We start from the raw sequence: 23,610 nt of genomic DNA on the forward strand, positions 1-23,610 counted from the left end.
GGGGAGGGGTTGGGGAGGGGACTTTGCCCAGTCTCAAGGAGGTAACATGCATCTCCTCCTAGCCCAGAAAGGCACGATTACCGACGGCGAGGAGGCGATCGATCTCGGCCAGTCGCCGGCCGATATCCTGTTCCTGTCGGCAGCCGATACCGAGCTTTCGTCGATTGCTGGCGCGCATCGCACGCGTGGAGGAAAGTCGAGCCTGCGGGTGGCAAGCCTTCTGACGCTCAAGCACCCGATGTCGGTCGATACCTATGTCGACCGCACCGCCCGGCATGCCAGGCTGATCATCGTTCGCCCGCTCGGCGGCGCCAGCTATTTCCACTATGTGCTGGAGGCGCTGCATGCAGCCGCCGTCACCCATAAATTCCAGATTGCCGTGCTGCCGGGCTGCGACAAGCCCGATCCGGGGCTGGAGCCTTTTTCGACCGTTTCCGCTGAAGACCGCAACCGCATGTGGGCCTATTTCACCGAAGGCGGCGCCGACAATATGGCGCGGCTGCTGCGCTATGCCGAGGCGCTGATCGACGGCGCGGAAAAACCGGAATCGGCAGCACCGCTGATGAAGGCGGGGATCTGGTGGCCGGGGCAGGGTGTGATCGGGGTCGAGGCTTGGAAAAAGGCTGTTGGGTTTAGTGCTTTCGGCGAGATACCCCCCTCTGTCAGCTCTGCTGACATCTCCCCCTCAAGGGGGGAGATCAACGCGCGGCTTACACGCCAATCCCAAGCGGAATTTGAGATTGCGGAACCTGATGTGGGAATGCGGGAGCGTGCTCCAGCGATCTCCCCCCTTGAGGGGGAGATGCCCGACAGGGCAGAGGGGGGTATGCCTCCGAGAAACAAGAGCATCCCATCCCATTCGACGGTGGTAGCGGGAGAGGGGCTCGAACCCCCGACCGTTGCCCTCTGCTTCTACCGGGCGTTGGTCCAAAGCGGCGAAACAAAACCTGTCGAAGCCTTGATCGAGGCGCTGACCGCCGAAGGGTTGACGGTGCTGCCGGTGTTCGTGTCCAGCCTCAAGGATGCCGTGTCGATCGGTACGCTCCAGGCGATCTTCGGCGAGGTGCCGCCTACCGTGGTGATGAATGCGACGGGGTTTGCTGTTTCCGCTCCCGGCGCCGACCGCAAGCCGACCGTGCTTGAATTTTCCGATGCGCCGGTCCTTCAGGTGATTTTTTCCGGCTCGTCACGATCAGCATGGGAAGCCTCGCCGCAGGGCCTGATGGCGCGCGACCTGGCGATGAACGTGGCGCTGCCTGAGGTCGATGGCCGTATCCTGTCGCGGGCCGTCTCGTTCAAGGCGGCGGCAGTCTATGACACCGATGTCGAGGCCAATATTGTCGGCCATGAACCGCTGGCCGACCGGGTCGCCTTTGCCGCCAAGCTGGCAGCCAACTGGGCGAGGTTGCGTCAGGCCGCGCCGGCTGAGCGCCGTGTGGCGATCATCATGGCGAACTATCCCAACCGCGACGGGCGGCTCGGCAATGGCGTCGGCCTCGATACGCCGGCCGGTACGATCGAAGTGATGAAGGCGATGGCGGCCGCCGGCTACGGCATCGATTCCATCCCCGCCGATGGCGATGCGCTGATCCGGCATCTGATGGACGGTCCGACCAATTCGGCGCGGGCGGATTGCGAGATTCGCGAAACGCTTTCACTGAATCAATACGACGCTTTCTTTGCATCTCTTCCTGTTCAGATTCAGGCTGAGGTGACCGGCCGATGGGGCGAACCGCAGAACGATCCATTCTTCCGGGACAGCTGCTTCGCCCTGCCGCTGACGCGCTTTGGAAAAACGCTGGTCGGCATCCAGCCGGCACGTGGCTATAATATCGATCCGAAGGAAACCTACCATTCGCCGGACCTCGTGCCGCCGCATGGTTATCTGGCCTTCTACGCGTATCTCCGCCGTGAATACGGTGCCCATGCCATTGTCCATATGGGCAAACACGGCAATCTCGAATGGCTGCCGGGCAAGTCGCTGGCGCTGTCGGAAACCTGTTATCCGGAAGCGGTGTTCGGCCCGATGCCGCATCTCTATCCGTTCATCGTCAATGACCCGGGCGAAGGCACACAGGCCAAGCGCCGCACCAGCGCCGTCATCATCGATCATCTGACGCCGCCGCTGACGCGGGCCGAATCCTATGGTCCGCTGAAAGACCTGGAAGCGCTGGTCGACGAATATTATGACGCGGCAGGCGGCGATCCGCGGCGTCTCAGGCTGCTCAGCAAGCAGATCCTCGAACTGGTGCGCGATATCGGCCTCGATCATGATGCCGGCATTGCCGGTACGGACGGCGAGGACAAGGCGCTTGAAAAGCTCGATGCCTATCTCTGCGACCTCAAGGAACTGCAGATCCGCGATGGCCTGCATGTCTTTGGCGTGGCACCGGAAGGCCGCTTGCTGACGGATCTGACGGTTGCCCTGGCCCGCGTGCCACGCGGGCAGAGCGAGGGCGGGGACCAGAGCCTGCAGCGGGCGATCGCGGCGGATGCTTTTCGGGGAACCCCCTCCCCAACCCCTCCCCACAAGGGGGAGGGGCTTAACCCAGCGCGCGTTTCCGACCCCCATAGACCCACTGTTCAAGACATTGGGGTTGCTACGGCTGCAAAGGTTGGAGATGGGCAGACGGGCGAGCCGCAGATTAGTCCCTCCCCCTTGTGGGGAGGGGTTGGGGAGGGGTTCTTTTCTTTTGACCCGCTCGACTGCGTCCTCTCAGATGGTTGGCTTGGCCCCAAGCCGGCCATCCTTGCCGAAGTCTCGGACGCCCCATGGCGCACCGCCGGAGACACCGTCGAGCGCATCGAACTGCTGGCCGCTAGGTTCGTCTCGGGCGAATTGCAGTGCCCTGACGGCTGGGCTGCCACTCTCGCCGTTCTGCACGAGATCGAAGCCCGCCTCAAACCCTCGATCACCCAATCCGGCCCCGCCGAAATCGCCGCCTTGATGACCGGTCTCGACGGCCGTTTCGTTGCGCCTGGCCCTTCCGGTGCTCCGACGCGCGGGCGGCCGGATGTGTTGCCGACGGGGCGCAATTTCTATTCGGTCGACAGCCGCGCCGTTCCGACGGCGGCGGCGTTCGAGCTCGGCAAGAAATCGGCGGAGTTGTTGATCCGCCGCTATCTGCAGGATCATGGCGACTGGCCGACATCCTTCGGGCTCACCGCCTGGGGCACGTCGAACATGCGCACGGGCGGCGACGATATCGCCCAGGCGATGGCCCTGATCGGCACCAAGCCGGTCTGGGATATGATGTCGCGGCGCGTTACCGGCTACGAGATCGTGCCGCTGGCCATGCTTGGCCGTCCGCGCGTCGATGTCACCTTGCGGATTTCCGGGTTTTTCCGCGACGCCTTTCCCGAGCAGATCGCCCTGTTCGATACGGCGATCCGCGCGGTTGGCGGGCTCGAAGAGGATGACGCCGACAACATGATTGCCGCCCGCATGCGCGCGGAAACCAAGCGGCTGGAGGCTGCCGGCGTTCCCTCAAAGGACGCGTCACGGCGGGCGTCCTACCGTGTCTTTGGGGCCAAGCCCGGCGCCTATGGGGCCGGGTTGCAGGCGCTGATGGAAGAGGGCGGCTGGGATAATCGCGCCGATCTTGCCGATGCCTATCTCACCTGGGGAAGCTACGCCTATGGCGCCGGCGAGGACGGCAAGGCGGAGCGCGGACTTCTGGAAGCGCAGTTGAAGACCGTCGAAGCCGTCGTCCAGAACCAGGACAACCGCGAGCACGACCTGCTCGACAGCGACGACTATTACCAGTTCGAAGGCGGCATGAGCCTGGCCGTCGAGCAGATGGCCGGCACGCGGCCGGTGATCTATCACAACGACCATTCGCGCCCGGAGAAGCCGGTGATCCGCTCGCTGGAAGAAGAGATCGGCCGGGTGGTGCGCGGCCGCGTCGTCAATCCGAAATGGATCGAGGGCGTCATGCGCCACGGCTACAAGGGCGCCTTCGAGATCGCCGCCACGGTCGATTACATGTTTGCCTTCGCGGCAACCACCGGCGCCGTGCGCAGCCACCATTTTGAGGCCGTTTACCAGGCCTATGTGATGGATGAGCGCGTCCGCCGGTTCATGGAAGACAAGAACCCGGACGCTCTGCGCGAAATGACCGACAAGCTGATGGAGGCGATCGACCGCGGCCTCTGGTCGCCGCGCTCCAACTCCGCCCGGTTCGAGTTGCAGGGGCTTTCGACGGCGGCCGAATAGCGGCGCTTCGCCAATGACAAAAACAAACGAATTCGGAGAGGACACACCATGAGTGAAGACGACGTACAGGCAACCGAGACCGGCCCCATCCACGATGAGGCGCGCCATGCCATGAAGATGGCGAAGAAGAAGACAGCCCGCGAAAAGATCATGGCGACGAAGACGGACCAGAAGGGTCTCATCATCGTCAACACAGGCAAGGGCAAGGGCAAGTCGACGGCCGGTTTCGGGATGATCTTCCGCCACATCGCCCATGGCATGCCATCGGCCGTCGTGCAGTTCATCAAGGGCGCCTGGGAAACCGGCGAGCGCGACCTGATCGAGAAGCATTTTGGCGATGTCTGCCAGTTCTACACGCTGGGCGAAGGTTTTACCTGGGAAACGCAGGACCGTTCGCGCGATATCGCAATGGCGCAAAAAGCCTGGGAGAAGGCCAAGGAACTGATCCGCGACGAACGCAATTCCATGGTTCTACTCGACGAGATCAATATCGCGCTGCGCTATGACTATATCGATGTTGCCGAAGTGGTGCGGTTCCTGAAGGAAGAAAAGCCGCACATGACCCACGTCGTGCTGACCGGCCGCAACGCCAAGGAAGAATTGATCGAGGCTGCCGACCTCGTCACCGAAATGGAGCTGATCAAGCATCCCTTCCGCTCCGGCATCAAGGCGCAGGTCGGCGTCGAATTCTAGGGGGCGCTGCTGTTACCAGCCAAGCCAGATCCGGACCGGGTGGCCCGGATCTGCCAGGAGCTTGATCGCCAGCGCGATGCAGGTGACGACCAGAAGCGGCTTGATGATCTTGGCGCCGTTCTTCATCGCAAAGCGTGAGCCGACCTGCGCGCCGGCAAATTGGCCGACGCCCATCACAAGGCCGACCTTCCAAAGGATCACGCCGTACAGCCCGAACACGATGAAGCCGCCGACATTCGAGCCGAAATTCAGGAATTTCGTGTGCGCCGTCGCCTTCAAGACGCCGAAACCGGCCAGTGTCACAAAACCCAGCATGAAGAAAGAACCCGTGCCCGGGCCGAAGACGCCATCGTAAAAGCCGATCAGCGGAACGAAGATCAAGCCAAAGAGAAATGGTGTCATCCGGCGCGTCTGATCGGTGTCGCTGATGTTCGGCTTGAGGCCGAAATAGAGCGCGATGGCGATCAGGAAGAACGGCAGCACCGTCTTGAGAACGTCGCCGGGAACGATCGTCGCCAGCGCTGCGCCCAGCCCACCGCCAATCACGGCAAGCGCCGCCATCGGCAATTGATCGACAAGGTTGACATGGCCACGTCGCGCATAGGCGATGCTGGCGGAGCCCGATCCGAACAGCGACTGCAGCTTGTTGGTGCCGAGCGTTTCGAGCGGCGGGATGCCAGCGATCAGCATCGCCGGTATGGTGATCATGCCGCCGCCACCGGCGATGGAATCGATGAAACCGGCGAGAAATGCGGCGATAAACAGGAAGGCGAGGAGATGGGGAGCAAGATCGTGCACGGGGAGACTCGGACAGTCGGAGCGGATGGAATTCAGCCACTGTGTGTCAGAGCTTTGCCGGAAATGCAAAGGCCGCAGAAAGGACCACGCTGGCCCTTCCTGAAAATCATGACGGGTTCGTGCCTATTTGAAATGTGCCTCGGTCAGCACGTAGCTGTCGCGACGGTCGCGCCCATAGGCCTTGCGGGCAATATCGTGCACCGCGTTGCGTGCCGCATCGAAGGCGGCAAGGCAATCGGCTTCGCTCGGCGCGCGCGAGACGATCTTCGGAAGGGCGCCGATTTCGACGAAGAATTTGACCTCGAACATGCCGTCATGGCCGAGAAAGCGGACGCGTCTGGCAGTTTCGTCGTAACTGCGGCTGGTGTTCGGAAACGTCAATGCCATGTAGGAATATGCCTTGGATAATTGAAATACGTCATATTGACTGCCGGCGCCGTTAGATCACAGAAGGCGGTTGTCTTCGACGGTGCGCAGCATGCGGCGGTGTTGACCGTCGCTATCTGGTTTCCTCGTCGCCTTGATCTTGATCTCGGCCGTATTGCGCACCGGCTTGGGCGCGGTTGCCGAGAGAACCTTGATCAGCGGCTTTTGCTTGAAAAACATCATGCGCAGTCCTCCTGCATCGGACCGGCGGCAGGCCGCGAACGATCGATGGTGTTGTGTCAAATGCCGCCACGCCGAACGCACATGTCCCGTGGTTCGTGCAATCACTCAATTTCATCGGTATCGCGGTGAGGAGAGCAGATGGAGCTCATCACCTTCAGAAAATTCCAAAGCGGAATGGGGTGCCGCAGGCGTGTGCGTATTTTATGTGCACCTGTTTTCAGCCGTATGGGGCAAATGAGGTTTAAGTGAGTTGATGTTGCGGATCGGCCCAATTGACCTCCAAAGTCGCGGATAATCGTCTGTATGACGCGGCCTGCTCTGCGAATGGCGCAATCCGGTTTGACCCGGCAGGTGGCCTCAGGTAAACAGGAGGAACGTGCGACGGTGCCCATCACGGTGGGCTGAAAGAGCGTCCGGTGCGGCTGACCCAGTCAGGGGGCTTCATCCGGTGCTGTCCAGACCGCTTCGAAGCCTCTGGCTGTCGAGGACCCCGGCGCATTGTGATCATGCGGCTTGGGAGGCCCGTGTCTTTGATGGATATGGATATCGGCGATAAGGCTGGCCGCAGGCCGCTCGTTCTCGGCCTTGGCTGCGAGCGCGGTACACCTTCCGGCGAGGTGATATTGCTGGCCGAGAAAGCATTGGCAACGGCTGGCCTCGATCGCCTCATGCTCACTGGCATCGCTTCGCTGGATATCCGTGAGGCGGAACCGGCGATGATTGAGGCTGCGGCGCATTTTTCAGTTCCCTTCGTGGTCTTTGATGCCGGAACGCTGGAGGCGCAGTCTTCGCGGCTGCAAAATCCGTCTGACATCGTCTTTTCTTTGACCGGCTGCCACGGCGTGGCGGAAGCGGCAGCCCTTGCCGCAACAGGAACATCTGGCGTTCTAATCGTTCCGAAGATCAAGTCGGCCCATGCGACAGCAGCCATTGCTCGTGGAGAATTTGCCGAATCAAGTCAGCAGGTTGCCGTCGGGCGTTGGCAAAGTGATTCCGCGTCCTCACATCTGGAATCAGCGCTGGAAATGTCAACAGTATCGGGACCAGCGCCATGACCGACGCTGTGTTTTCAGGCCTGCCCGAGCTGGCGCCAGGCTCGGTCTGGCTGGTCGGCGCGGGTCCGGGCGACCCCGGCCTGTTGACCCTGCATGCCGCCAATGCGCTGCGCCAGGCCGATATCATCGTCCATGATGCGCTGGTGAACGCCGATTGCCTCAGCCTGGCCAAGCCGGGCGCCATACTGGAATTTGCTGGAAAACGCGGCGGCAAACCATCGCCGAAACAACGCGATATTTCGCTGCGGCTGGTCGAACTGGCACGGCAGGGCAAGCGCGTATTGCGGCTAAAGGGCGGCGATCCCTTCGTCTTCGGCCGTGGCGGCGAGGAGGCGCTCATGCTGGTCGAGCATGGCATTCCGTTTAGGATCGTGCCGGGCATTACCGCAGGTATCGGCGGGCTGGCCTATGCCGGCATTCCGGTCACGCACCGGGAGGTCAATCACGCGGTGACGTTTCTGACCGGCCATGATTCCTCGGGTTTGGTTCCCGACCGGATCCACTGGGAAGGCATCGCCAAAGGCTCGCCGGTGATCGTCATGTATATGGCGATGAAACATATCGGCCAGATTGCTTCCAATCTCATTTCTGCCGGCCGCTCACCGGACGAACCCGTCGCCTTCGTTTGCAATGCCGCGACGCCGCAACAGACGGTTTTGGAAACGACGCTGTCGCGCGCCGAAGCCGATGTCATCGCATCTGGGCTTGAACCACCGGCCATCGTCGTCGTCGGCGAGGTGGTGCGCCTGCGGGCGTCGCTCGACTGGCTGGGCGCTCTCGACGGCCGCGTTCTGACGGCCGATCCGCTGTCGAGCCGGACTTACAAGGACCCGGCATGAGCGGTTTGTTGATCGCGGCGCCTTCGTCCGGTTCCGGCAAGACGACGGTGACGCTCGGAGTGATGCGAGCCTTGCGCAACCGTGGAATTCCGCTGGCACCGGGCAAGGCTGGCCCGGACTATATCGACCCGGCTTTCCATACAGCCGCGAGCGGCAAGATCTGCCTGAACTATGACCCGTGGGCGATGCGTCCGGAGCTGCTTCGCGCCAATGCAGTCCTATCGACTGCGGGCCGCGAGGCGCTGATCATCGAGGCGATGATGGGGCTCTATGACGGTGCGATCGACGGCACAGGCTCGCCCGCAGATCTCGCCGCGATGCTGGGTCTTTCCGTCATACTGGTGGTCGATTGCGGCCGTATGGCGCAATCGGTTGGCGCGCTGGTGCGCGGCTATGCCATGCACCGCGACGATGTGCATGTGTCCGGCGTCATTCTCAACAAGGTCGGTAGCGTCCGCCATGAAACGATGCTGCGCGGTGCGCTGCATGCGATCGGCATGCCGGTGCTGGGCGTCTTGCGGCAGGATGCTGCAATGAAGCTGCCGGAACGCCATCTCGGCCTTGTGCAGGCCGGGGAGCACGGTGCGCTGGATGCTTTCATCGAGCACGCAGCAATGCAGGTCGAAAAGGGTTGTGATCTGGACGCAATCCTGTCCCTTGCCCGGTTGAGCCCGTTCCCGTGTTCGCAAGGCGATGTCCCGCCCTTGAAACCGCTCGGCCAGAAAATCGCCATCGCCCGCGATGTCGCCTTTGCCTTTTGTTACGAGCATCTGCTGTCTGGCTGGCGGCGCGCCGGTGCCGAGCTGACATTCTTTTCGCCCCTCACCGACGAGGCGCCTGCTGCCGATGCCGATGCCGTCTATCTACCGGGTGGCTATCCCGAGCTTCACGCCGGGCTTCTGGCCGATGCCGGGCGGTTCAAATCCGGCATGGCAACGGTGCGGGATCGTGGTGCGCGGATTTTCGGCGAATGCGGGGGGTACATGGTGCTGGGTGAGGGGCTTGTCGCCGCCGATGGCAAGCGCTACGGAATGCTCGGTTTCCTGCCGCTCGCCACCAGTTTTGCCGAGCGCAAGCGGCATCTGGGCTATAGAAGGGTCACTCCGCTCGATGCCGTTTTTTTTGATGGTCCGATGATGGCGCATGAGTTTCACTATGCCACGATCCTGTCGGAGGGCGCTGCCGACCGGCTGTTCGATACGGCCGATGCCGCAGGCACACTGCTCGGGCCTGCCGGGTTGCGGCGCGGACAGGTGGCCGGTTCCTTCATGCATCTCATCGACACGGTTCGCTCCGCATGACTGCGCCGATCGTGCACGGTGGTGGAGTGACCGAGGCTGCGGCGGTGTTCGGCGGCAGACCCGAGGACTGGCTGGACCTCTCGACCGGCATCAATCCCAATCCTGTCGCGTTGCCGGATGTTCCGACCCAGGCATGGCACCGCCTGCCGGATCGTCATTTGGTGGACAGTGCGCGAAATGCGGCTGCACGCTACTATCGCAGCGATGACAGTCTGCCGCTTCCAGTTCCCGGCACTCAATCGGTCATCCAGCTCTTGCCGCGTCTTGTCGCGCCGGGCACGCGCATCGCCATTTTCGGACCGACTTACGGCGAATATGCGCGAGCCTTTACCGGTTCCGGTTTTGCAATCGACGAAATCTCGGCGACCGATCAACTGACGCCGGATCATGGTCTGGCCGTTCTGGTCAATCCCAACAATCCGACCGGACGGACCTTCTCGCCAACGGATATCCTCGATATGGCGCGGCGTATGAAGGCCAATGGCGGCCTTCTGCTTGTCGATGAAGCGTTTGGCGATACCGAGCCGCAGCTCAGTGTGGCAGCCCAGGCCGCCGGTCACGACACTCTCATCGTCTTCCGCTCCTTTGGCAAATTTTTCGGTCTGGCCGGGCTCCGGCTCGGTTTTGTCATCGCAGCAGAACCGGTTCTTTCGGCCTTCCAGGAATGGCTCGGCCCCTGGGCGGTGTCGGGACCGGCCCTGGTGATGGCGACAGAACTGATGCGCGGCGACACCCAGGCGGTTCGGTCGCTGATTCTGGCGCGCAAGCAAGGTCTTGAAGCGGTCTTGCGGCAGGCCGGGCTGAAGATCACCGGTGGCACGCCGCTTTTCACCCTGATCGAGCACAAACGGGCATCCGATCTGCACGAGCATCTCTGCCGAGGGTGGATTTTGACGCGGAAATTCGCCTATGCGCCGTCCTGGCTGAGGATTGGGCTTGCACCCGATGCGGCAGGCGATACACGTTTGGCGGATGCCTTGCGCAGCGCGCACCTCGCCTGAACGGACCCTTCTATGTCGACCGGAATTCTGCTTGTCCTGATCGCTGCCCTTCTGCTCGACCGGATCGTCGGCGATCCCGATCGGCTGTGGCGCCGGCTGCCGCATCCGGTGGTGCTGTTCGGTGCGATGATCGGCTGGTGCGACCGGACGTTCAACCGCAAGCGCCTGGGGGAAGAGGCCTTGCGGATCAGCGGTGTTCTGGTCATTTCCGGATTGCTGCTGTGGAGCCTGTTTTGCGGCTGGTTGCTGCACAAGGTGTTCATGCACATCGGCATTTTCGGCTGGTTGCTTGAAACGATCGTCGTTGCGGTATTCCTGGCCCAGAAAAGCCTCGCCGATCATGTGACGCGGGTGGCCAACGGTCTTCGCACCGGCGGGCTGGAAGGTGGCCGCAGGGCGGTGTCGATGATCGTCGGACGCGATCCGGAAACCCTGGACGAGCCGGCGGTTTGCCGGGCGGCGATCGAAAGCCTGGCGGAGAATTTTTCCGACGGTGTCGTCGCTCCGGCCTTCTGGTATGCGCTGCTCGGCCTGCCGGGCCTGATTGCCTACAAGATGCTCAACACCGCCGATTCGATGATCGGCCACAAGACCCCGAAATACCTCCATTTCGGCTGGGCTTCTGCCCGCCTCGACGATGCCGCCAATGTTCCGGCTGCGCGGCTGTCGATCCTGCTGATTGCTGCCGGTGCCACCCTGACCACCGGGCGGCGCGCGGCCGGCAATGCGCTTGGTGTCGCATTGCGCGACCATGGACTGCACCGCTCGCCTAATTCCGGCTGGCCGGAGGCTGCGATGGCCGGCGCCCTTGATGTACAACTGGCAGGCCCCAGAATCTATGCGGGCGCACTGGTCAATGAACCTATGATCAATGGAGCGGGCAGGGCAGTGGCAACGGTCGCAGATGTGGAGACGGGCGTCTCCATATTTTACGGCGCTTGCGGATCACTGGTAGTCTTGGTGGCCATCGTGGCGGTTCTCTTCAGTATAGTTTAAAGTTTTTACTCGGTTCGAAAAAATTGAACGCGTTCGCGTTAACGCAGAATTTTCCAATTGTCTTAAACGTCTATCATTTCAAAGACTGTAAAGTCTGTGTCGTGTCGGGACATCAGTAAAAATCTGCGTATTTTTCGGAGAGAGTTTTCATGCGTAAATTCTTCGTTGCCTCTTTGGCCGTCTTATTGGTGCAATTTCAGTCGCCGTCGGTCTTTGCCGCCAATCTTGTTGCAAGGGTCAGTCTTTCTTCTCAAACCATGACTGTGTCGCAGAATGGTTTCGTGCGGTATCGCTGGAAGGTTTCCACCGCGCGCAAGGGCTATGTGACGCCGCAGGGAAGCTGGAAGGCCAAATGGCTGTCGAGAGATCATCGCTCGCGCAAATATGACAATGCACCAATGCCTTATGCGGTATTCTTCAACGGTGGCTATGCTGTTCACGCAACGTTTGACCTCAAGCGCCTCGGCCGTCCGGCTTCGCATGGCTGCATCCGCCTGCATCCGGAAAACGCCGCCGAGTTTTTCGCGCTAGCCAGTGAGTATGGTCTGAAGAACACCAAGATCGTCATCAGCCGCTAAGGCGATGCGATCATCTACTCGGAGCTGGCCATGACGCCAGCTCCGAAGCCGTTTCGTGCGATCAGTTGAGATCGATGACGATCTTGCCGAATGCACCGCGATCGAGATGGTCGAGCGCCTGGTGAAGGTCTTCCAGCCGATAGCGGCCATCGATGACCGGTTTGATCCCGGTCGAATCGATGGCGCGAACGAAATCCTCCAGCGATCGCCTGTGGCCGACGCTGATCCCCTGAATGACCGGCGATTTCAACAGCAGTGGCCCTGCAGGTCCGGCGACCTCGAAACCTTCGAAAACACCGATGACCGAAATCCGTCCATGCACCGCCACGGCGCGGATGGACTGCCCAAGATTGGCGCCGCCGGCGATTTCCAGAATGTGATGGGCGCCTTCGTCGCCGGTGATCTTGTAGACTGCCTCGACCCAGTCCTCCTTGCTGCTGTTGATGCCATGATCGGCGCCGAGCGCCTTGGCCCGTTCAAGCTTGCTGTCGCTACGGGAGGTGACGATGACATTTGCGCCATGCGCTTTGGCGATCTGAACCCCGAACAGCGCGACGCCGCCGGTGCCCTGGACGAGTACGGTCGATCCGGCCCTCAGCTTGCCGAGTTCGATCAGCGCAAACCAGGCGGTCAATCCAGCAACGGGCAGGGTGCTTGCCTCGGCATCGTCAAGGCTGTGCGGCGACGCGGCAAACCAGCCTTCCGGAAACACGACATAGTCGGCCAGAACGCCCTGATAGGCGCCGCCAAGGGTCTTGTAGGCCGGCGTGCGGGCAGTGCCATTGTCGCGACCGTCGATCCAGTCCGGCTTGAAGGTGGACATCACCCGGTCGCCGGGCTTGAAGCGGGTCACACCAGGTCCGATGGCATCGACAACGCCGGCCATGTCGGAAGCCGGGACTAACGGTGTTGGCAGAGGCAGACCCATGCCCGTTTCGATGACCAGCTTGTCGCGATAGTTGAGCGAGACGGCCAAAGCCTTTACGCGGATTTCGCCTGATCCCGGCTCGGGGATTGCCACCGTCTCAAGTTTCAGATTGTCGCGGCCGACGGCCGCCATCGACCAGCGCCTCATTGTTTCCGTCATGTTTGTCTCCTGGCTCTTGGCTCGATTCAAGCGATGAGGCAAAGCTAGCATTGCGTTTCAGTCGCCAGTGGCGATATGATTTCCAATCATTGTTTCCTTCAGAGCTACAAAGCAGATGAACGATCGTTTGAATGGTGTATCGGTCTTCGTCGAGGCCGTGGAAGCCGACAGTTTTTCTGCGGCCGCAGAGCGGCTCAATCTGTCCCGCTCTGCGGTCGGCAAGACTATTGCCAGGCTGGAAGACCGGTTGGGGGCCCGGCTGTTTCACCGCACCACCCGCAGCCAGACCCTGACGGAGGATGGCCAGGCTTTCTATGAACGCTGCCTTCGGGCGCTCGAAGAGCTGAGAGCCGGCGAAGCCATGCTCGAATCAGGCCGCAAGGAGGTTGCGGGCCGGTTGCGGGTTTCAATGCCCGTCCTGTTTGGCCGCCGCTGTGTTGCTCCGATTCTCTTGAAACTGGCCGGCGAATATCCGAAGTTGGAGCTCGACCTGAATTTTACCGATAGCCGGATCGATATCGTCGAAGACGGGTTCGATCTCGCCATACGGAGTGGTCCACTCGGTGAGTGGCCGGGACTGATGACACGCCGGCTGGCGCATCAGCGTATGACGGTCTGCGCCTCTCCGGACTATTTGCGCATCCATGGCACGCCAAAAACACGGCATGAGTTGGGGGATCACCATGGCATCCTTTATGCCCGCTCCGGACGGGTCCGCTCATGGCTTTTCCCCGTGGATGGGGGGCCAGACGCCGAAATCCTGCCGCGGTCGCGCATGCGTTTCGATGATTTGGAGATGATCGCCGACGCGGCCGTCGCGGGGCTCGGCCTTGTCTGGCTGCCCTGCTGGCTCGTTCAGGACAAGGTGCGCGACGGCCGCCTTGTCCGGTTGTTTACGGGCGAACGCCGCCTGTCTTTCGATTGCCACGCCGTCTGGCCGCAGACACCGCATCTGCCGCTGCGTGTCAGGCTCGCGATTGATGCTTTAGCTGCTGATCTGCCGGCCACCACGGACCCTTGAGAGGCTTTATTGCAAGGCTTGGCTTGCTGTTTGGGCAACACCACGGGCATAAATGCAACTCTTGCGCCCAAGGCCATTGGCTTTTCAGCCGCATTTACCTATAGGTTCGCCAAAACATGTATTCTAACGAGGTATGCGCGTGACAGCTACATTCGACAAGGTTGCCGACATCATTGCGGAAACGAGCGAAATCGACCGCGAGACGATTACGCCGGAAAGCCACACTATCGACGATCTCGGCATCGACAGCCTGGACTTCCTCGACATCGTCTTTGCGATCGACAAGGAATTCGGCATCAAGATCCCGCTCGAGCAGTGGACGCAGGAAGTCAACGAAGGCAAGGTTTCGACGGAAGAATATTTCGTTCTGAAGAATCTCTGCGCCAAGATCGACGAGCTGAAGGCCGCCAAGGGCTGATGACGATATCGCGCGTTTGATGCGCGCGAACACGTGCATGAAAGATATCAATGCCGCCTGTCGCGTGGACCGCGCTTGACAGGCGGCATTTGCGTTTTTACTTGACGTCGCATGATCGCGACACCGGATCTGTTTCGGGCGGGGTCATGCGCGGATTTGAAATCCGGAGTGTTCAAGCGCTGCCTCCAAGGCGCCACGCTCCGGGCCAAGCTGGATTTGCTCCTGATGCTCCTTGAATATTTTCAGATGATCGATCGGGTTGAAACGGTCGATCTCAACGCCAGGACGCTGACGGCGCGTTCTGTGGTTCCGGCCAAAAGCCCCGTCTTTGAAGGCCATTTTCCCGGCTATCCGCTGGTGCCTGGTGTTCTCTTGATCGAGACGATGGCGCAGGCCTGCGGTTTCCTTGTTCTGGCCGCCACCGATTTCGCCGCCATGCCGTTCCTGATGTCAGTCGACAGCGCCAAGATGCGCAGTTTTGTCGAGCCGGAAGCCGTGCTGGACATCGAGGCCTTTCTTGAACATGACGGTTCCGGCTTTGCCGTCGTCAAGGCGAAGATCACCTCGCAGGGCAAGAAGGTCTGCGACGCACAGTTGAAACTGCGCACCATGCCGTTCGATCAGGTGCCGCTCGGCCCGATCGTCCGGACACGTGCCGAAGAAGTAGGGCTGATGGCTGCAATCGCTGCCTCGGCAGCGACGGGGGAATGACGATGAGCAAATCCGCCAATGATGTCGTGATCACCGGTGTCGGCATCGTCACCAGCCAGGGTGTCGGTACCGAGGTGCACACGGCTCTCCTGACTGCCGGAGAGCCGCCGGTGGTTCGTGTCGATACCGAGCGCTTTGCGCCCTATCCGATCCATCCGCTGCCGGAGATCGACTGGTCGCAGCAGATTGCCAAGCGTGGTGACCAGCGGCAGATGGAAAACTGGCAGCGTCTCGGCGTCTTCAGCGCCGGCCTGGCGCTCGACGATGCCGGTTTCAAGGACGATCTGGAAGCCTGCGGCAGCATGGACATGATCGTGGCCGCCGGTGGCGGCGAGCGCGACATCAATGTCGATTCGCTGATTGTCGACGAAGCGCTGAAGCGCAACGACCGCGAACAATTGCTCAACGAAAAGCTGACGACGGAACTGCGCCCCACTTTGTTCCTGGCCCAGCTTTCAAACCTGATGGCCGGCAACATCTCCATCGTCCACAAGATCACCGGCTCGTCGCGCACCTTCATGGGGGAGGAAGGGGCCGGCATCTCGGCGATCGAGACCGCCTTTGCCCGCATCAAGGCCGGGCAATCGACCCATACGCTGGTCGGCGGCGCGTTTGCGGCCGAGCGTCAGGACATGATCCTGCTGATCGAGGCTGTTCAGGGCCATGCGCTCGGCGAACACCACCCGATCTGGTCGCGCAAGCCTGAAAATGGCGGCGGCATGATCACCGGTTCCGTCGGCGCGTTCCTCATGCTGGAATCCCGCGAACATGCCGAGGCTCGTGGCGCCCGCATCTATGCAACGATCGATGCCGTCGGCGGAGATCGCGGCAGCCGCGAAGGGGACCGCTTCGAGCAGCGTCTGCAATATCTCTCCCAGCCTGCCGCCGGCACTGATCCGTCCACGACAGTGGTCTTTTCCGGCACCACCGGTTTTCATGCACTTGCGGCGCGCGAGAAAGCGTTTCTCGACGCACAATTTCCCAAGGCTGCCGTGCGGGCCTATGGCGGTCTTGTCGGTCACACGCTGGAGGCCCAGTTTCCGCTGGGATTGGCTTTCGCGGCCCTGTCGCTCGGCGCGGGCGCCAAGGTGCCGCCATTCGATCCGGTGGGTGAGGCCCTCATGGAAAAGCCTGTAAAAACGGCCATCGTCACGACGATCGGTCATGCGCGCGGCGAAGGCATCGCCGTGCTTTCGGCAGAACAATAAGGAGCGTCAGATATGACCAGCGCTTACAAGGATCATCTCGGCCGCCCGCTGATCGCCGTCACCGGCATGGGCGTCATTACTTCGCTCGGCCAGGGCGTCGAGGACAACTGGAAGGCGCTGACATCGGGCGTCTCCGGCATCCACAAGATTACCCGGTTCCCGACCGAAGGCCTGTCGACCAGAATCAGCGGAACCGTCGATTTCATTGATATTCCAGCGGAAAACTCCGTCGAGCGGTCCTACGCTTTTGCGCGTGAAACGACGGCGGAAGCTCTGGCACAAGCCGGCCTGTCCGGCGATTTCAACGGTCCGCTGTTTCTCGCGGCGCCGCCGATCGAGCCGGAATGGGGCGCCCGCTTCGAGCTTGCCGACCGTTCGCCGCCGTCGCAGAAACCGGGCGACGCCTATGACCGTTTTCTGGCCGCCATGCGCGATCGTGCCGATCCCGCGTTCCATGAGGCGGCGTTGTTCGGTGCCATCTCCGAGCGGCTGTCCGACCGGTTTGGGACGCGCGGCCTGCCTGTGACCCTATCGACGGCTTGCGCTTCGGGTGCAACCGCGATCCAGCTTGGTGTCGAAGCGATCCGCCAAGGACGCACCGACCGGGCACTGACGGTTGCCACGGACGGTTCGGTCAGTGCCGAAGCTCTGATCCGGTTCGCGCTTCTGTCTGCTCTTTCGACCCAAAACGATCCAGCCGAGCGAGCCTCGAAGCCTTTCTCCAAGGATCGCGACGGTTTCGTCATTGCCGAAGGGGCTGCAACGCTGGTGCTGGAATCGCTGGAAGCTGCGGTTTCGCGTGGTGCAAAAATCTACGGCATCCTGAAAGGCTGCGGCGAAAAGGCCGACTCGTTCCACCGCACGCGCTCGTCGCCGGATGGCGGCCCGGCGATCGCGACGATCCGCGCAGCGCTTGCCGATGCCGGCCTGAGCGAAGGCGATATCGGCTACATCAACGCCCATGGCACATCGACGCCAGAGAACGACAAGATGGAATACGGCGCGATGCTTTCCGTGTTCGGCGAAGCACTGCCGTCCATTCCGGTGTCGTCGAACAAGTCGATGATTGGTCACACATTGACGGCCGCCGGCGCCGTCGAGGCGGTGTTCTCGTTGCAGACGATCCTGACCGGCACCCTGCCGCCGACAATCAACTACCAGAACCCCGATCCATCTATCGTTCTCGACGTCGTGCCGAATGTGAAGCGGGATGCGCGGGTTAATGCGGTCCTGTCGAACTCCTTCGGCTTCGGCGGCCAGAACGCCAGCCTTGTCATGGCTGCCGAACCGGCCTAATCGGACATCATATTTTTTCGAGGCAATACGCCCCGGGCTTAAGGACTTATCTCATGCGCGCTTTGCAACTGGTCGATGACCGCAAGCTGGAAATCACCGACCTTCCCGAGCCGGAAGCCCCAGGTCCCGGTGAAGTCACCCTTCGTGTGAAGGCCGTCGCGCTCAATCATATCGACGTCTGGGGCTGGCGCGGCATGGCCTTTGCCAAGCGCAAGATGCCGCTGGTGATCGGCGCTGAAGCATCCGGCGTGGTCGATCAGATCGGCCCTGGCGTTTCCAATGTTTTGCCGGGACAGTTGGTTTCGATCTATGGTGCGCGCACCTGCGGCCTCTGCCGTCCGTGCCGCGAAGGCCGCGACAATCTGTGCGAACATGTCGGCGGCGTGCACGGCTTCCATCTCGATGGCTTTGCCCAGGAGAAGGTCAATCTGCCGGCGCGCCTGCTCGTTCCGGCACCTCCGGGCGTCGATGCGGTGGCTGCGGCCGTGGCGCCGGTCACCTTCGGTACCGTCGAGCACATGCTGTTCGACAATGCCAAGCTTGAACCCGGCGAAACGATCCTCATTCACGCCGGCGGTTCCGGCATCGGCTCGGCGGCTATCCAGCTCGCCAAGAAGATCGGCTGCACGGTCATTACCACCGTCGGTTCCGACGACAAGATCGAGAGGGCCAAGGCGCTCGGCGCCGATCACGTCATCAACTACCGCAAGGACCGTTTTGAGGGCGTGACGCGCAAGCTGACCAAGAAGAAGGGCGTCGATGTCGTCTTCGAACATGTCGGCAAGGATACTTTTGCAGCGTCCATGTTCGTTCTGAAGCGCGGCGGGCGCCTGGTGACCTGCGGCTCGACCTCGGGCGTTTCGACGGAAATGAACCTGATGATGCTGTTCCAGCAGCAGCTGAAGCTGTTCGGCTCCTTCGGTTGCCGCATGGAGAACATGGCCAACGCCATGCAGAAGATGGCGCGCGGGCTCGTTCATCCCGTCATCGATACCGAAGTGGGATTCTCGGAAATCGACAAGGCGCTGGAGCGCATGGAAACCCGCCAGGTCTTCGGCAAAATCATCCTGCGGATGGACTGAACGCCGTGCGCATGCTGATCACACGGCTGGTTCTGTCGGCGGAGCGTTTTCGCCAATGGTCGATCGCCCAGTTCGTCTTTCTGCTGCTGGGCACACTCAAGCTGTTCCCGGCCAGAGGGGCCATCGAATTCTCCGCCCGCTTCACCCGCTGGCTCGGGCCGAAGCTGAAGCATCGTCATCGATTGACGATGACCAATCTTCGCAACGCGTTTCCGGAAAAGAGCGAGGCGGAGATCGAAGCCATTGCCCTGGAAAGCTGGGGCAGTATCGGCCGGCTCGCGGCTGAATATGTATTCCTAGACGAACTGTTTGATTTCGATCCGGAGAACCCGAAACCCGGCCGTATCGAGGTTACCGGTACGCCGATTTTCCTCGAACTGCGCGACAACCCGCGCCCTTTCATCGTTTTTACCGCCCACACCGGCAATTTCGAGCTGCTGCCGGTCGCAAGTGCCGCGTTCGGGCTGGATGTGACGGTGCTTTTCCGGCCGCCGAACAATCCCTATGTTGCTGAAAAGGTTTTTGATTTCCGCAAGCAGCGGATGGGCAATTTGGTTCCCTCGCATGCCGGTTCTTCATTCACGCTGGCGCGCAAGCTGGAGGCCGGAGGTGCTGTTGGGGTTCTGGTTGACCAAAAGTTTCGCAAAGGGCTGACGACGACGTTTTTCGGCCGTGATGTGAAGACCAATCCGCTACTGGCGAAGCTGGTGCGGCAGTTTAATTGCGAAGTCTACCCGGCTCGCTCCATCCGGCTGCCGGATGGGCGCTTTCGCCTTGAACTGGAGCCGGCGATTGAAATTCCGCGCAAGCCGGACGGCGGTGTCGATGTCAACGCCACGGCGCAGTTGCTGAACGACAAGGTCGAGAGCTGGGTACGTGAATATCCGGGCCAATGGCTGTGGTACCATGATCGCTGGCACATCAAAAAACATTTGAAAGATTGAGTATATTCTTGGCCCTCCTGATATCTGGGGCGATCAATCCATCTGGGCGACACCCGGGTTGGACGTCAATCTTTGCTTTTAGGCATGCTGCAGTTGATTTGCCGGTGTACTACGTGCCTGCGCGGCAGATGCAGGCCCGGTTGCAGAAAACGGCGGAGCATTGCGGCGCATTTCATATGGGTTGCCTAAAATAAGTTCACCGGAAACGTTTCAGGTAATTTTTCAGGTGTTGAACCCCACCGTTTTGGGTGTAAACTTCAAATATTACTAAGGAGATTGCAAGCGCTTCGGGTCCGTGAAAATAGCGCCTTCAATCGATTTATTTTTTTGATTGCGTTCAATTGTCCAAGCTTTTCAGGCTGAAATGGAAAATTGAATGGGAGTGGGGTGGAAATTGAAGGCACTGATCGAGCTCTTCTGGTTCAAATATTCTCAGCTGCAATATGCGGTCAAATCCGGTGATGATTTGCTGATCAGCATTCTTGATCGCGAGATCGATCCGGTTCTCACCACAATCTATGAGGAGAAGGCCGAGAACGTCGCCGACGCGCGCCTGCAGTTCCAGTTCGTTCTCGATCTTCTGCGCAAGGAAGCCGACGATGTATCGAGCGTGATGCGCCAGCGCGATGTGCTGCAGATGCTGGCCGATCGGTATTTTGCCGGTAACACCCATGATGTGGCTGGAAAACCGTGGATGTCGCCGCCTCCCGCTGTCGCAGCACTCAAGGGCCGGGCCGACGAAGGGTTTCTCAACGAAGCAATCCTCGACTGTTTGCCGGACCGGGTCGCCGTGATCACGCCGGACTACCGCTACCTCTACACCAACCCGGTCAACGCGGCCCGGCTGGAAGAGCGCCCGATGGATCTGGTCGGCCGCCATATTGTCGAGTTCGTCGGCATTCAGCGCTTCGAGCAGCGGGTCAAACCCAATCTCGACAAGTGTTTTTCCGGTGAACTGGTCGACTACACCTTCGCCAAGGATGTCGGCAACCGCACTGTCGTGGTCCGCTGCCGGATGACACCCTGCATGTCGGGTACGGGCAAGATCATCGGCGCCATTTTGGTGCTGCAGGAAATCGCCGACCGCCGCCGCTCGATCGCCGCCTGAGTGCGGGAGGCGAGGGCGGTTGTCCTCGCTGGCGGCTCGCTGGCGGCTATTTGTCCGACCAAACGGCCAGTTCGTACCCATCCGGATCCTGGAAGTGGAAGCGTCTTCCTCCTGGGAAGGAGAAGGTTTCGACGATGATGCGGGCGCCTTGCGCTTCGAGCCGCGCCTGAGTTTCCGCAAGATCGTCGGCATAGAGGATGATCAGCGGACCACCAGGCCTTGGTATTCCCGTGGTCAGGCCGCCGGTCAGCCGGCCATCGGTGAATTCGCAATAGTCCGGACCGTAATCCGTGAACTTCCATCCGAATGCCGTGCCGTAGAAACCCTTTGAGCGCTCAATATCGGTCACCGCAAATTCGATATTGTCGATCTGGCGGTCGGTGCCCTTCTGTCCCATGACAGTCATTCCTTATGTTTCCAGCCGCGCTTTCAATGCGATGAGATCCTTCTTAACCCAATCGGCATCGCTGTCGAACTGTTCGTTGCTCATGCCGAGCTGTCTGAGCAGCGTGAACATCACTTCCGCTGCGCTGCCGTTGGGTACGACACGCAGAGCGTTGTGCACCGCAAGTCCCGTTTCCAGTGTGACGCGGTGGTCGAGTACGCCAAAATCATTCAGAGGGGTGAAGCGGATGCGGGCATTGCCGAGCGCGCCGTGTGCCGCCCATTCTTCGCCGTCCGGCTCCAACCCTTCGGCAAGGCCGGACGCCCAAAGTGGCATATTGTCCGGCTTGGCCGCAAACGCATAGACGTCGCGCCAATTTCTCTCGATCGTGATATGGACGATTTTTGCTTCCATCGCAGCCACGCTGTTTCCTCCGTTCAAACCATTGCCGAATATGCCGCCGTCATGGAGCAGAAGATGGAGCAAATGGCGATCCTCCCGCAGTCTGCAGCCTGAAGTTCAAGGGAGGCAAATGCTTTATTCTACCGCTATCCGCGTGGTTTTCCCAGTGTGACACTCACGGCTTCAAAGCCTAGCTCATGACACCGGAAAACTATCACTTTTGACAACAATCACTTGTCGTTAATCGATTTGAATGCCAAAACTCCCTCAGCATCCGCAGAGCGTGTTCAGGCATCCCGCAGCCGAACAAAATCACCCTGCAAGTTCAATCTGGTGGAGCCGTGCGCACGCCCAGCCGGGCCTTGGCACCTTCACTGTCCAACGGAGGCACATACGTGGCACAGGCAGAAATCGGCCTTATCGGTCTTGGCGTTATGGGATCGAATCTGGCGCTCAACATTGCCGAAAAGGGCAACAAGATCGCAGTCTTCAACCGCACCGTCGAGGCGACGCGGAAATTCTATGCCGAAGCAGGCAGCCTGCAGAGCCAGATTGTGCCTTGCGAGACCATTGAGGAATTCGTCGCGGCGATTCGCCCGCCGCGGCCGATCATCATCATGATCAAGGCCGGCGAGCCGGTCGATCAGCAGATGGAATTGCTCAAGCCCCATCTTCAGAATAACGACATCATGATCGATGCCGGAAACGCCAATTTCCGCGATACGATGCGCCGCTTCGACAACCTCAAGGATAGCGGCCTGACCTTTATCGGCATGGGCGTCTCGGGTGGCGAAGAGGGCGCGCGCCACGGCCCGTCCATCATGGTCGGCGGCAAGGAAGAGTCCTGGAAGCGCGTCGAAAAGGTGCTGACCTCGATAGCTGCCAAATACAACGACGATCCGTGCGTTGCCTGGCTGGGCGAGAACGGCGCCGGTCATTTCGTCAAGACCATCCATAACGGCATTGAATATGCCGACATGCAGATGATCGCGGAAATCTACGGCATCCTGCGCGATGGCCTGAAGATGAGCGCCACCGAAATCGGCGAAGTCTTCGGCGAGTGGAACAAGGGCCGCCTCAATTCCTACCTGATCGAAATCACCGAGACGGTTCTCAAGGCCGCCGACCCGATCACCGGCAAACCGATCGTCGATCTCATCCTCGACAAGGCTGGCCAGAAGGGCACCGGCAAATGGTCGGTGATCGAGGCGCAGAACATGGGTATCCCGGCAACTGCCATCGAAGCCGCCGTTGCTGCCCGCAGCATCTCGTCGGTCAAGGGCGAGCGCGAAGCGGCTGAAAAGGTGCTTGGCCTGCCGAACACCGGCGAGTTCAAGGTTGCCGACAAGGCTGCCTTCCTGAAGGATCTGGAAAGCGCGCTTCTGGCTGCCAAGATCGGTGCCTATGCGCAAGGCTTTGCGGTGATGGCGGAAGCTTCGCGCGAGTTCAAATGGAACCTGCCGATGCCGACGATCGCCAGAATCTGGCGCGCCGGCTGCATTATTCGTTCGGCCTTCCTCGACGAAATCACCACGGCCTTCACCAAGGATCCGAACGTTGCCAACCTGATCGTCACGCCGGCCTTCTCCGGCATGGTGAAGGAAACCGATGGTGCGCTTCGCCGGGTCGTTTCCGCAGCCGTCCTTGGCGGCCTGCCGGTTCCGGCCCTTGCCTCGGCACTCGGGTATTTCGACAGCTATCGCCGTGGCCGTGGCACGGCAAACGTCATCCAGGCGCAGCGCGATTTCTTTGGCGCACACGGGTTTGACCGCATCGATGGGGCCGATGCGCATCACGGTCCGTGGGGCAGTGGTCTGAACGCCTGATCATTTTCTGATCAGATAGATGAAATCGGGAACGGC

Annotated in this window: 22 protein-coding genes and 1 pseudogene; 17 read left to right on the plus strand and 6 right to left on the minus strand. The window is 60.7% G+C overall.

Annotated elements, in window-relative coordinates; translation table 11 throughout:
• Nucleotides 1-46: 46 nt before the first annotated feature.
• Nucleotides 47-4,216, plus strand: coding sequence for a cobaltochelatase subunit CobN (cobN, locus tag ACP7BS_RS03005; RefSeq protein WP_426235999.1), 4,170 nt, complete (start codon nt 47-49; stop codon nt 4,214-4,216).
• A 48-nt stretch (nt 4,217-4,264) separates the two neighbouring features.
• Complete coding sequence (gene cobO / locus ACP7BS_RS03010) at nt 4,265-4,909, plus strand: cob(I)yrinic acid a,c-diamide adenosyltransferase (RefSeq protein ID WP_426236001.1); 645 nt, start codon at nt 4,265-4,267, stop codon at nt 4,907-4,909.
• Between the two features lie 12 nt (nt 4,910-4,921).
• Here the strand turns inward: cobO and ACP7BS_RS03015 are convergent, their stop codons facing one another.
• From ACP7BS_RS03015 to ACP7BS_RS03025, 3 genes are all read right to left on the minus strand, one after another.
• The gene (locus ACP7BS_RS03015) at nt 4,922-5,707 is read right to left on the minus strand and encodes a TSUP family transporter (protein WP_426236003.1); all 786 of its coding nucleotides are present in this window, start codon (nt 5,705-5,707) and stop codon (nt 4,922-4,924) included.
• A gap of 123 nt (nt 5,708-5,830) precedes the next feature.
• On the minus strand, nt 5,831-6,094 hold the full coding sequence (locus ACP7BS_RS03020; protein ID WP_113247803.1) for a DUF1488 domain-containing protein: 264 nt from the start codon (nt 6,092-6,094) through the stop codon (nt 5,831-5,833).
• A 57-nt stretch (nt 6,095-6,151) separates the two neighbouring features.
• Complete coding sequence (locus ACP7BS_RS03025) at nt 6,152-6,316, minus strand: hypothetical protein (protein WP_426227954.1); 165 nt, start codon at nt 6,314-6,316, stop codon at nt 6,152-6,154.
• A gap of 539 nt (nt 6,317-6,855) precedes the next feature.
• Between ACP7BS_RS03025 and ACP7BS_RS03030 the strand changes: the two are divergent.
• The 6 genes and pseudogenes from ACP7BS_RS03030 to ACP7BS_RS03055 form a co-directional block, all read left to right on the plus strand.
• Nucleotides 6,856-7,251 (plus strand): annotated as a pseudogene (locus ACP7BS_RS03030) (cobalamin biosynthesis protein); the annotation flags it as partial.
• A 116-nt stretch (nt 7,252-7,367) separates the two neighbouring features.
• The gene (gene cobA / locus ACP7BS_RS03035) at nt 7,368-8,210 is read left to right on the plus strand and encodes a uroporphyrinogen-III C-methyltransferase (RefSeq protein WP_426227955.1); all 843 of its coding nucleotides are present in this window, start codon (nt 7,368-7,370) and stop codon (nt 8,208-8,210) included.
• On the plus strand, nt 8,207-9,511 hold the full coding sequence (locus ACP7BS_RS03040) for a cobyrinate a,c-diamide synthase (RefSeq protein WP_426236005.1): 1,305 nt from the start codon (nt 8,207-8,209) through the stop codon (nt 9,509-9,511). Before cobA ends, ACP7BS_RS03040 begins: the two co-directional genes overlap by 4 nt.
• Complete coding sequence (cobD, locus tag ACP7BS_RS03045) at nt 9,508-10,512, plus strand: threonine-phosphate decarboxylase CobD (protein WP_426236007.1); 1,005 nt, start codon at nt 9,508-9,510, stop codon at nt 10,510-10,512. Before ACP7BS_RS03040 ends, cobD begins: the two co-directional genes overlap by 4 nt.
• A 12-nt stretch (nt 10,513-10,524) precedes the next feature.
• On the plus strand, nt 10,525-11,508 hold the full coding sequence (gene cbiB / locus ACP7BS_RS03050) for an adenosylcobinamide-phosphate synthase CbiB (RefSeq protein WP_426236009.1): 984 nt from the start codon (nt 10,525-10,527) through the stop codon (nt 11,506-11,508).
• Nucleotides 11,509-11,657: 149 nt separating this feature from the next.
• A complete protein-coding gene (locus tag ACP7BS_RS03055; protein ID WP_426236011.1) occupies nt 11,658-12,086 on the plus strand; it encodes a L,D-transpeptidase in 429 nt (142 codons plus the stop codon).
• Between the two features lie 61 nt (nt 12,087-12,147).
• Here ACP7BS_RS03055 and ACP7BS_RS03060 read toward each other — a convergent pair whose 3' ends face one another.
• Nucleotides 12,148-13,173: a zinc-dependent alcohol dehydrogenase family protein gene (locus ACP7BS_RS03060; RefSeq protein ID WP_426236013.1), complete on the minus strand. Its 1,026-nt coding sequence runs from the start codon at nt 13,171-13,173 to the stop codon at nt 12,148-12,150.
• 115 nt (nt 13,174-13,288) lie between these two features.
• On the opposite strand from ACP7BS_RS03060, the gene ACP7BS_RS03065 reads away from it, so the two are divergent.
• The 8 genes from ACP7BS_RS03065 to ACP7BS_RS03100 all read left to right on the plus strand — a co-directional run bounded on the left by ACP7BS_RS03065 (nt 13,289) and on the right by ACP7BS_RS03100 (nt 20,961).
• The gene (locus ACP7BS_RS03065; protein ID WP_426236016.1) at nt 13,289-14,194 is read left to right on the plus strand and encodes a LysR substrate-binding domain-containing protein; all 906 of its coding nucleotides are present in this window, start codon (nt 13,289-13,291) and stop codon (nt 14,192-14,194) included.
• Between the two features lie 133 nt (nt 14,195-14,327).
• The gene (locus tag ACP7BS_RS03070; RefSeq protein ID WP_112834592.1) at nt 14,328-14,612 is read left to right on the plus strand and encodes an acyl carrier protein; all 285 of its coding nucleotides are present in this window, start codon (nt 14,328-14,330) and stop codon (nt 14,610-14,612) included.
• Nucleotides 14,613-14,837: 225 nt separating this feature from the next.
• Nucleotides 14,838-15,323 carry a 3-hydroxyacyl-ACP dehydratase FabZ family protein gene (locus ACP7BS_RS03075; RefSeq protein ID WP_426236017.1) on the plus strand — a complete coding sequence of 162 codons (486 nt, stop codon included), beginning with the start codon at nt 14,838-14,840 and terminating at the stop codon, nt 15,321-15,323.
• Nucleotides 15,324-15,325: 2 nt separating this feature from the next.
• Nucleotides 15,326-16,531, plus strand: a complete 1,206-nt coding sequence (locus ACP7BS_RS03080) for a beta-ketoacyl-ACP synthase (RefSeq protein ID WP_426236019.1) — start codon at nt 15,326-15,328, stop codon at nt 16,529-16,531.
• A gap of 12 nt (nt 16,532-16,543) precedes the next feature.
• Nucleotides 16,544-17,827, plus strand: a complete 1,284-nt coding sequence (locus ACP7BS_RS03085) for a beta-ketoacyl-ACP synthase (RefSeq protein WP_426236021.1) — start codon at nt 16,544-16,546, stop codon at nt 17,825-17,827.
• A gap of 53 nt (nt 17,828-17,880) precedes the next feature.
• On the plus strand, nt 17,881-18,909 hold the full coding sequence (locus ACP7BS_RS03090) for a zinc-binding dehydrogenase (RefSeq protein ID WP_426236023.1): 1,029 nt from the start codon (nt 17,881-17,883) through the stop codon (nt 18,907-18,909).
• An 11-nt stretch (nt 18,910-18,920) separates the two neighbouring features.
• A complete protein-coding gene (locus tag ACP7BS_RS03095; protein ID WP_426236471.1) occupies nt 18,921-19,853 on the plus strand; it encodes a lipid A biosynthesis lauroyl acyltransferase in 933 nt (310 codons plus the stop codon).
• Between the two features lie 376 nt (nt 19,854-20,229).
• Nucleotides 20,230-20,961 carry a PAS domain-containing protein gene (locus ACP7BS_RS03100; RefSeq protein WP_426236025.1) on the plus strand — a complete coding sequence of 244 codons (732 nt, stop codon included), beginning with the start codon at nt 20,230-20,232 and terminating at the stop codon, nt 20,959-20,961.
• A 46-nt stretch (nt 20,962-21,007) separates the two neighbouring features.
• On the opposite strand, the gene ACP7BS_RS03105 is transcribed toward ACP7BS_RS03100, so the two are convergent.
• Together ACP7BS_RS03105 and ACP7BS_RS03110 are read right to left on the minus strand one after the other, a co-directional pair.
• Nucleotides 21,008-21,358, minus strand: coding sequence for a VOC family protein (locus ACP7BS_RS03105; protein WP_426236027.1), 351 nt, complete (start codon nt 21,356-21,358; stop codon nt 21,008-21,010).
• 12 nt (nt 21,359-21,370) lie between these two features.
• Nucleotides 21,371-21,769 (minus strand): SRPBCC family protein, encoded by a 399-nt coding sequence (locus ACP7BS_RS03110; protein ID WP_426236029.1) that lies wholly within the window; start codon nt 21,767-21,769, stop codon nt 21,371-21,373.
• A 374-nt stretch (nt 21,770-22,143) separates the two neighbouring features.
• On the opposite strand from ACP7BS_RS03110, the gene gndA reads away from it, so the two are divergent.
• The gene (gene gndA / locus ACP7BS_RS03115) at nt 22,144-23,574 is read left to right on the plus strand and encodes an NADP-dependent phosphogluconate dehydrogenase (RefSeq protein WP_426236031.1); all 1,431 of its coding nucleotides are present in this window, start codon (nt 22,144-22,146) and stop codon (nt 23,572-23,574) included.
• Nucleotides 23,575-23,610: the final 36 nt, after the last annotated feature.

The sequence above is a fragment of the Pararhizobium sp. DWP1-1-3 genome, assembly GCF_049896125.1.
In the GTDB taxonomy this organism is placed as follows: domain Bacteria; phylum Pseudomonadota; class Alphaproteobacteria; order Rhizobiales; family Rhizobiaceae; genus Pararhizobium.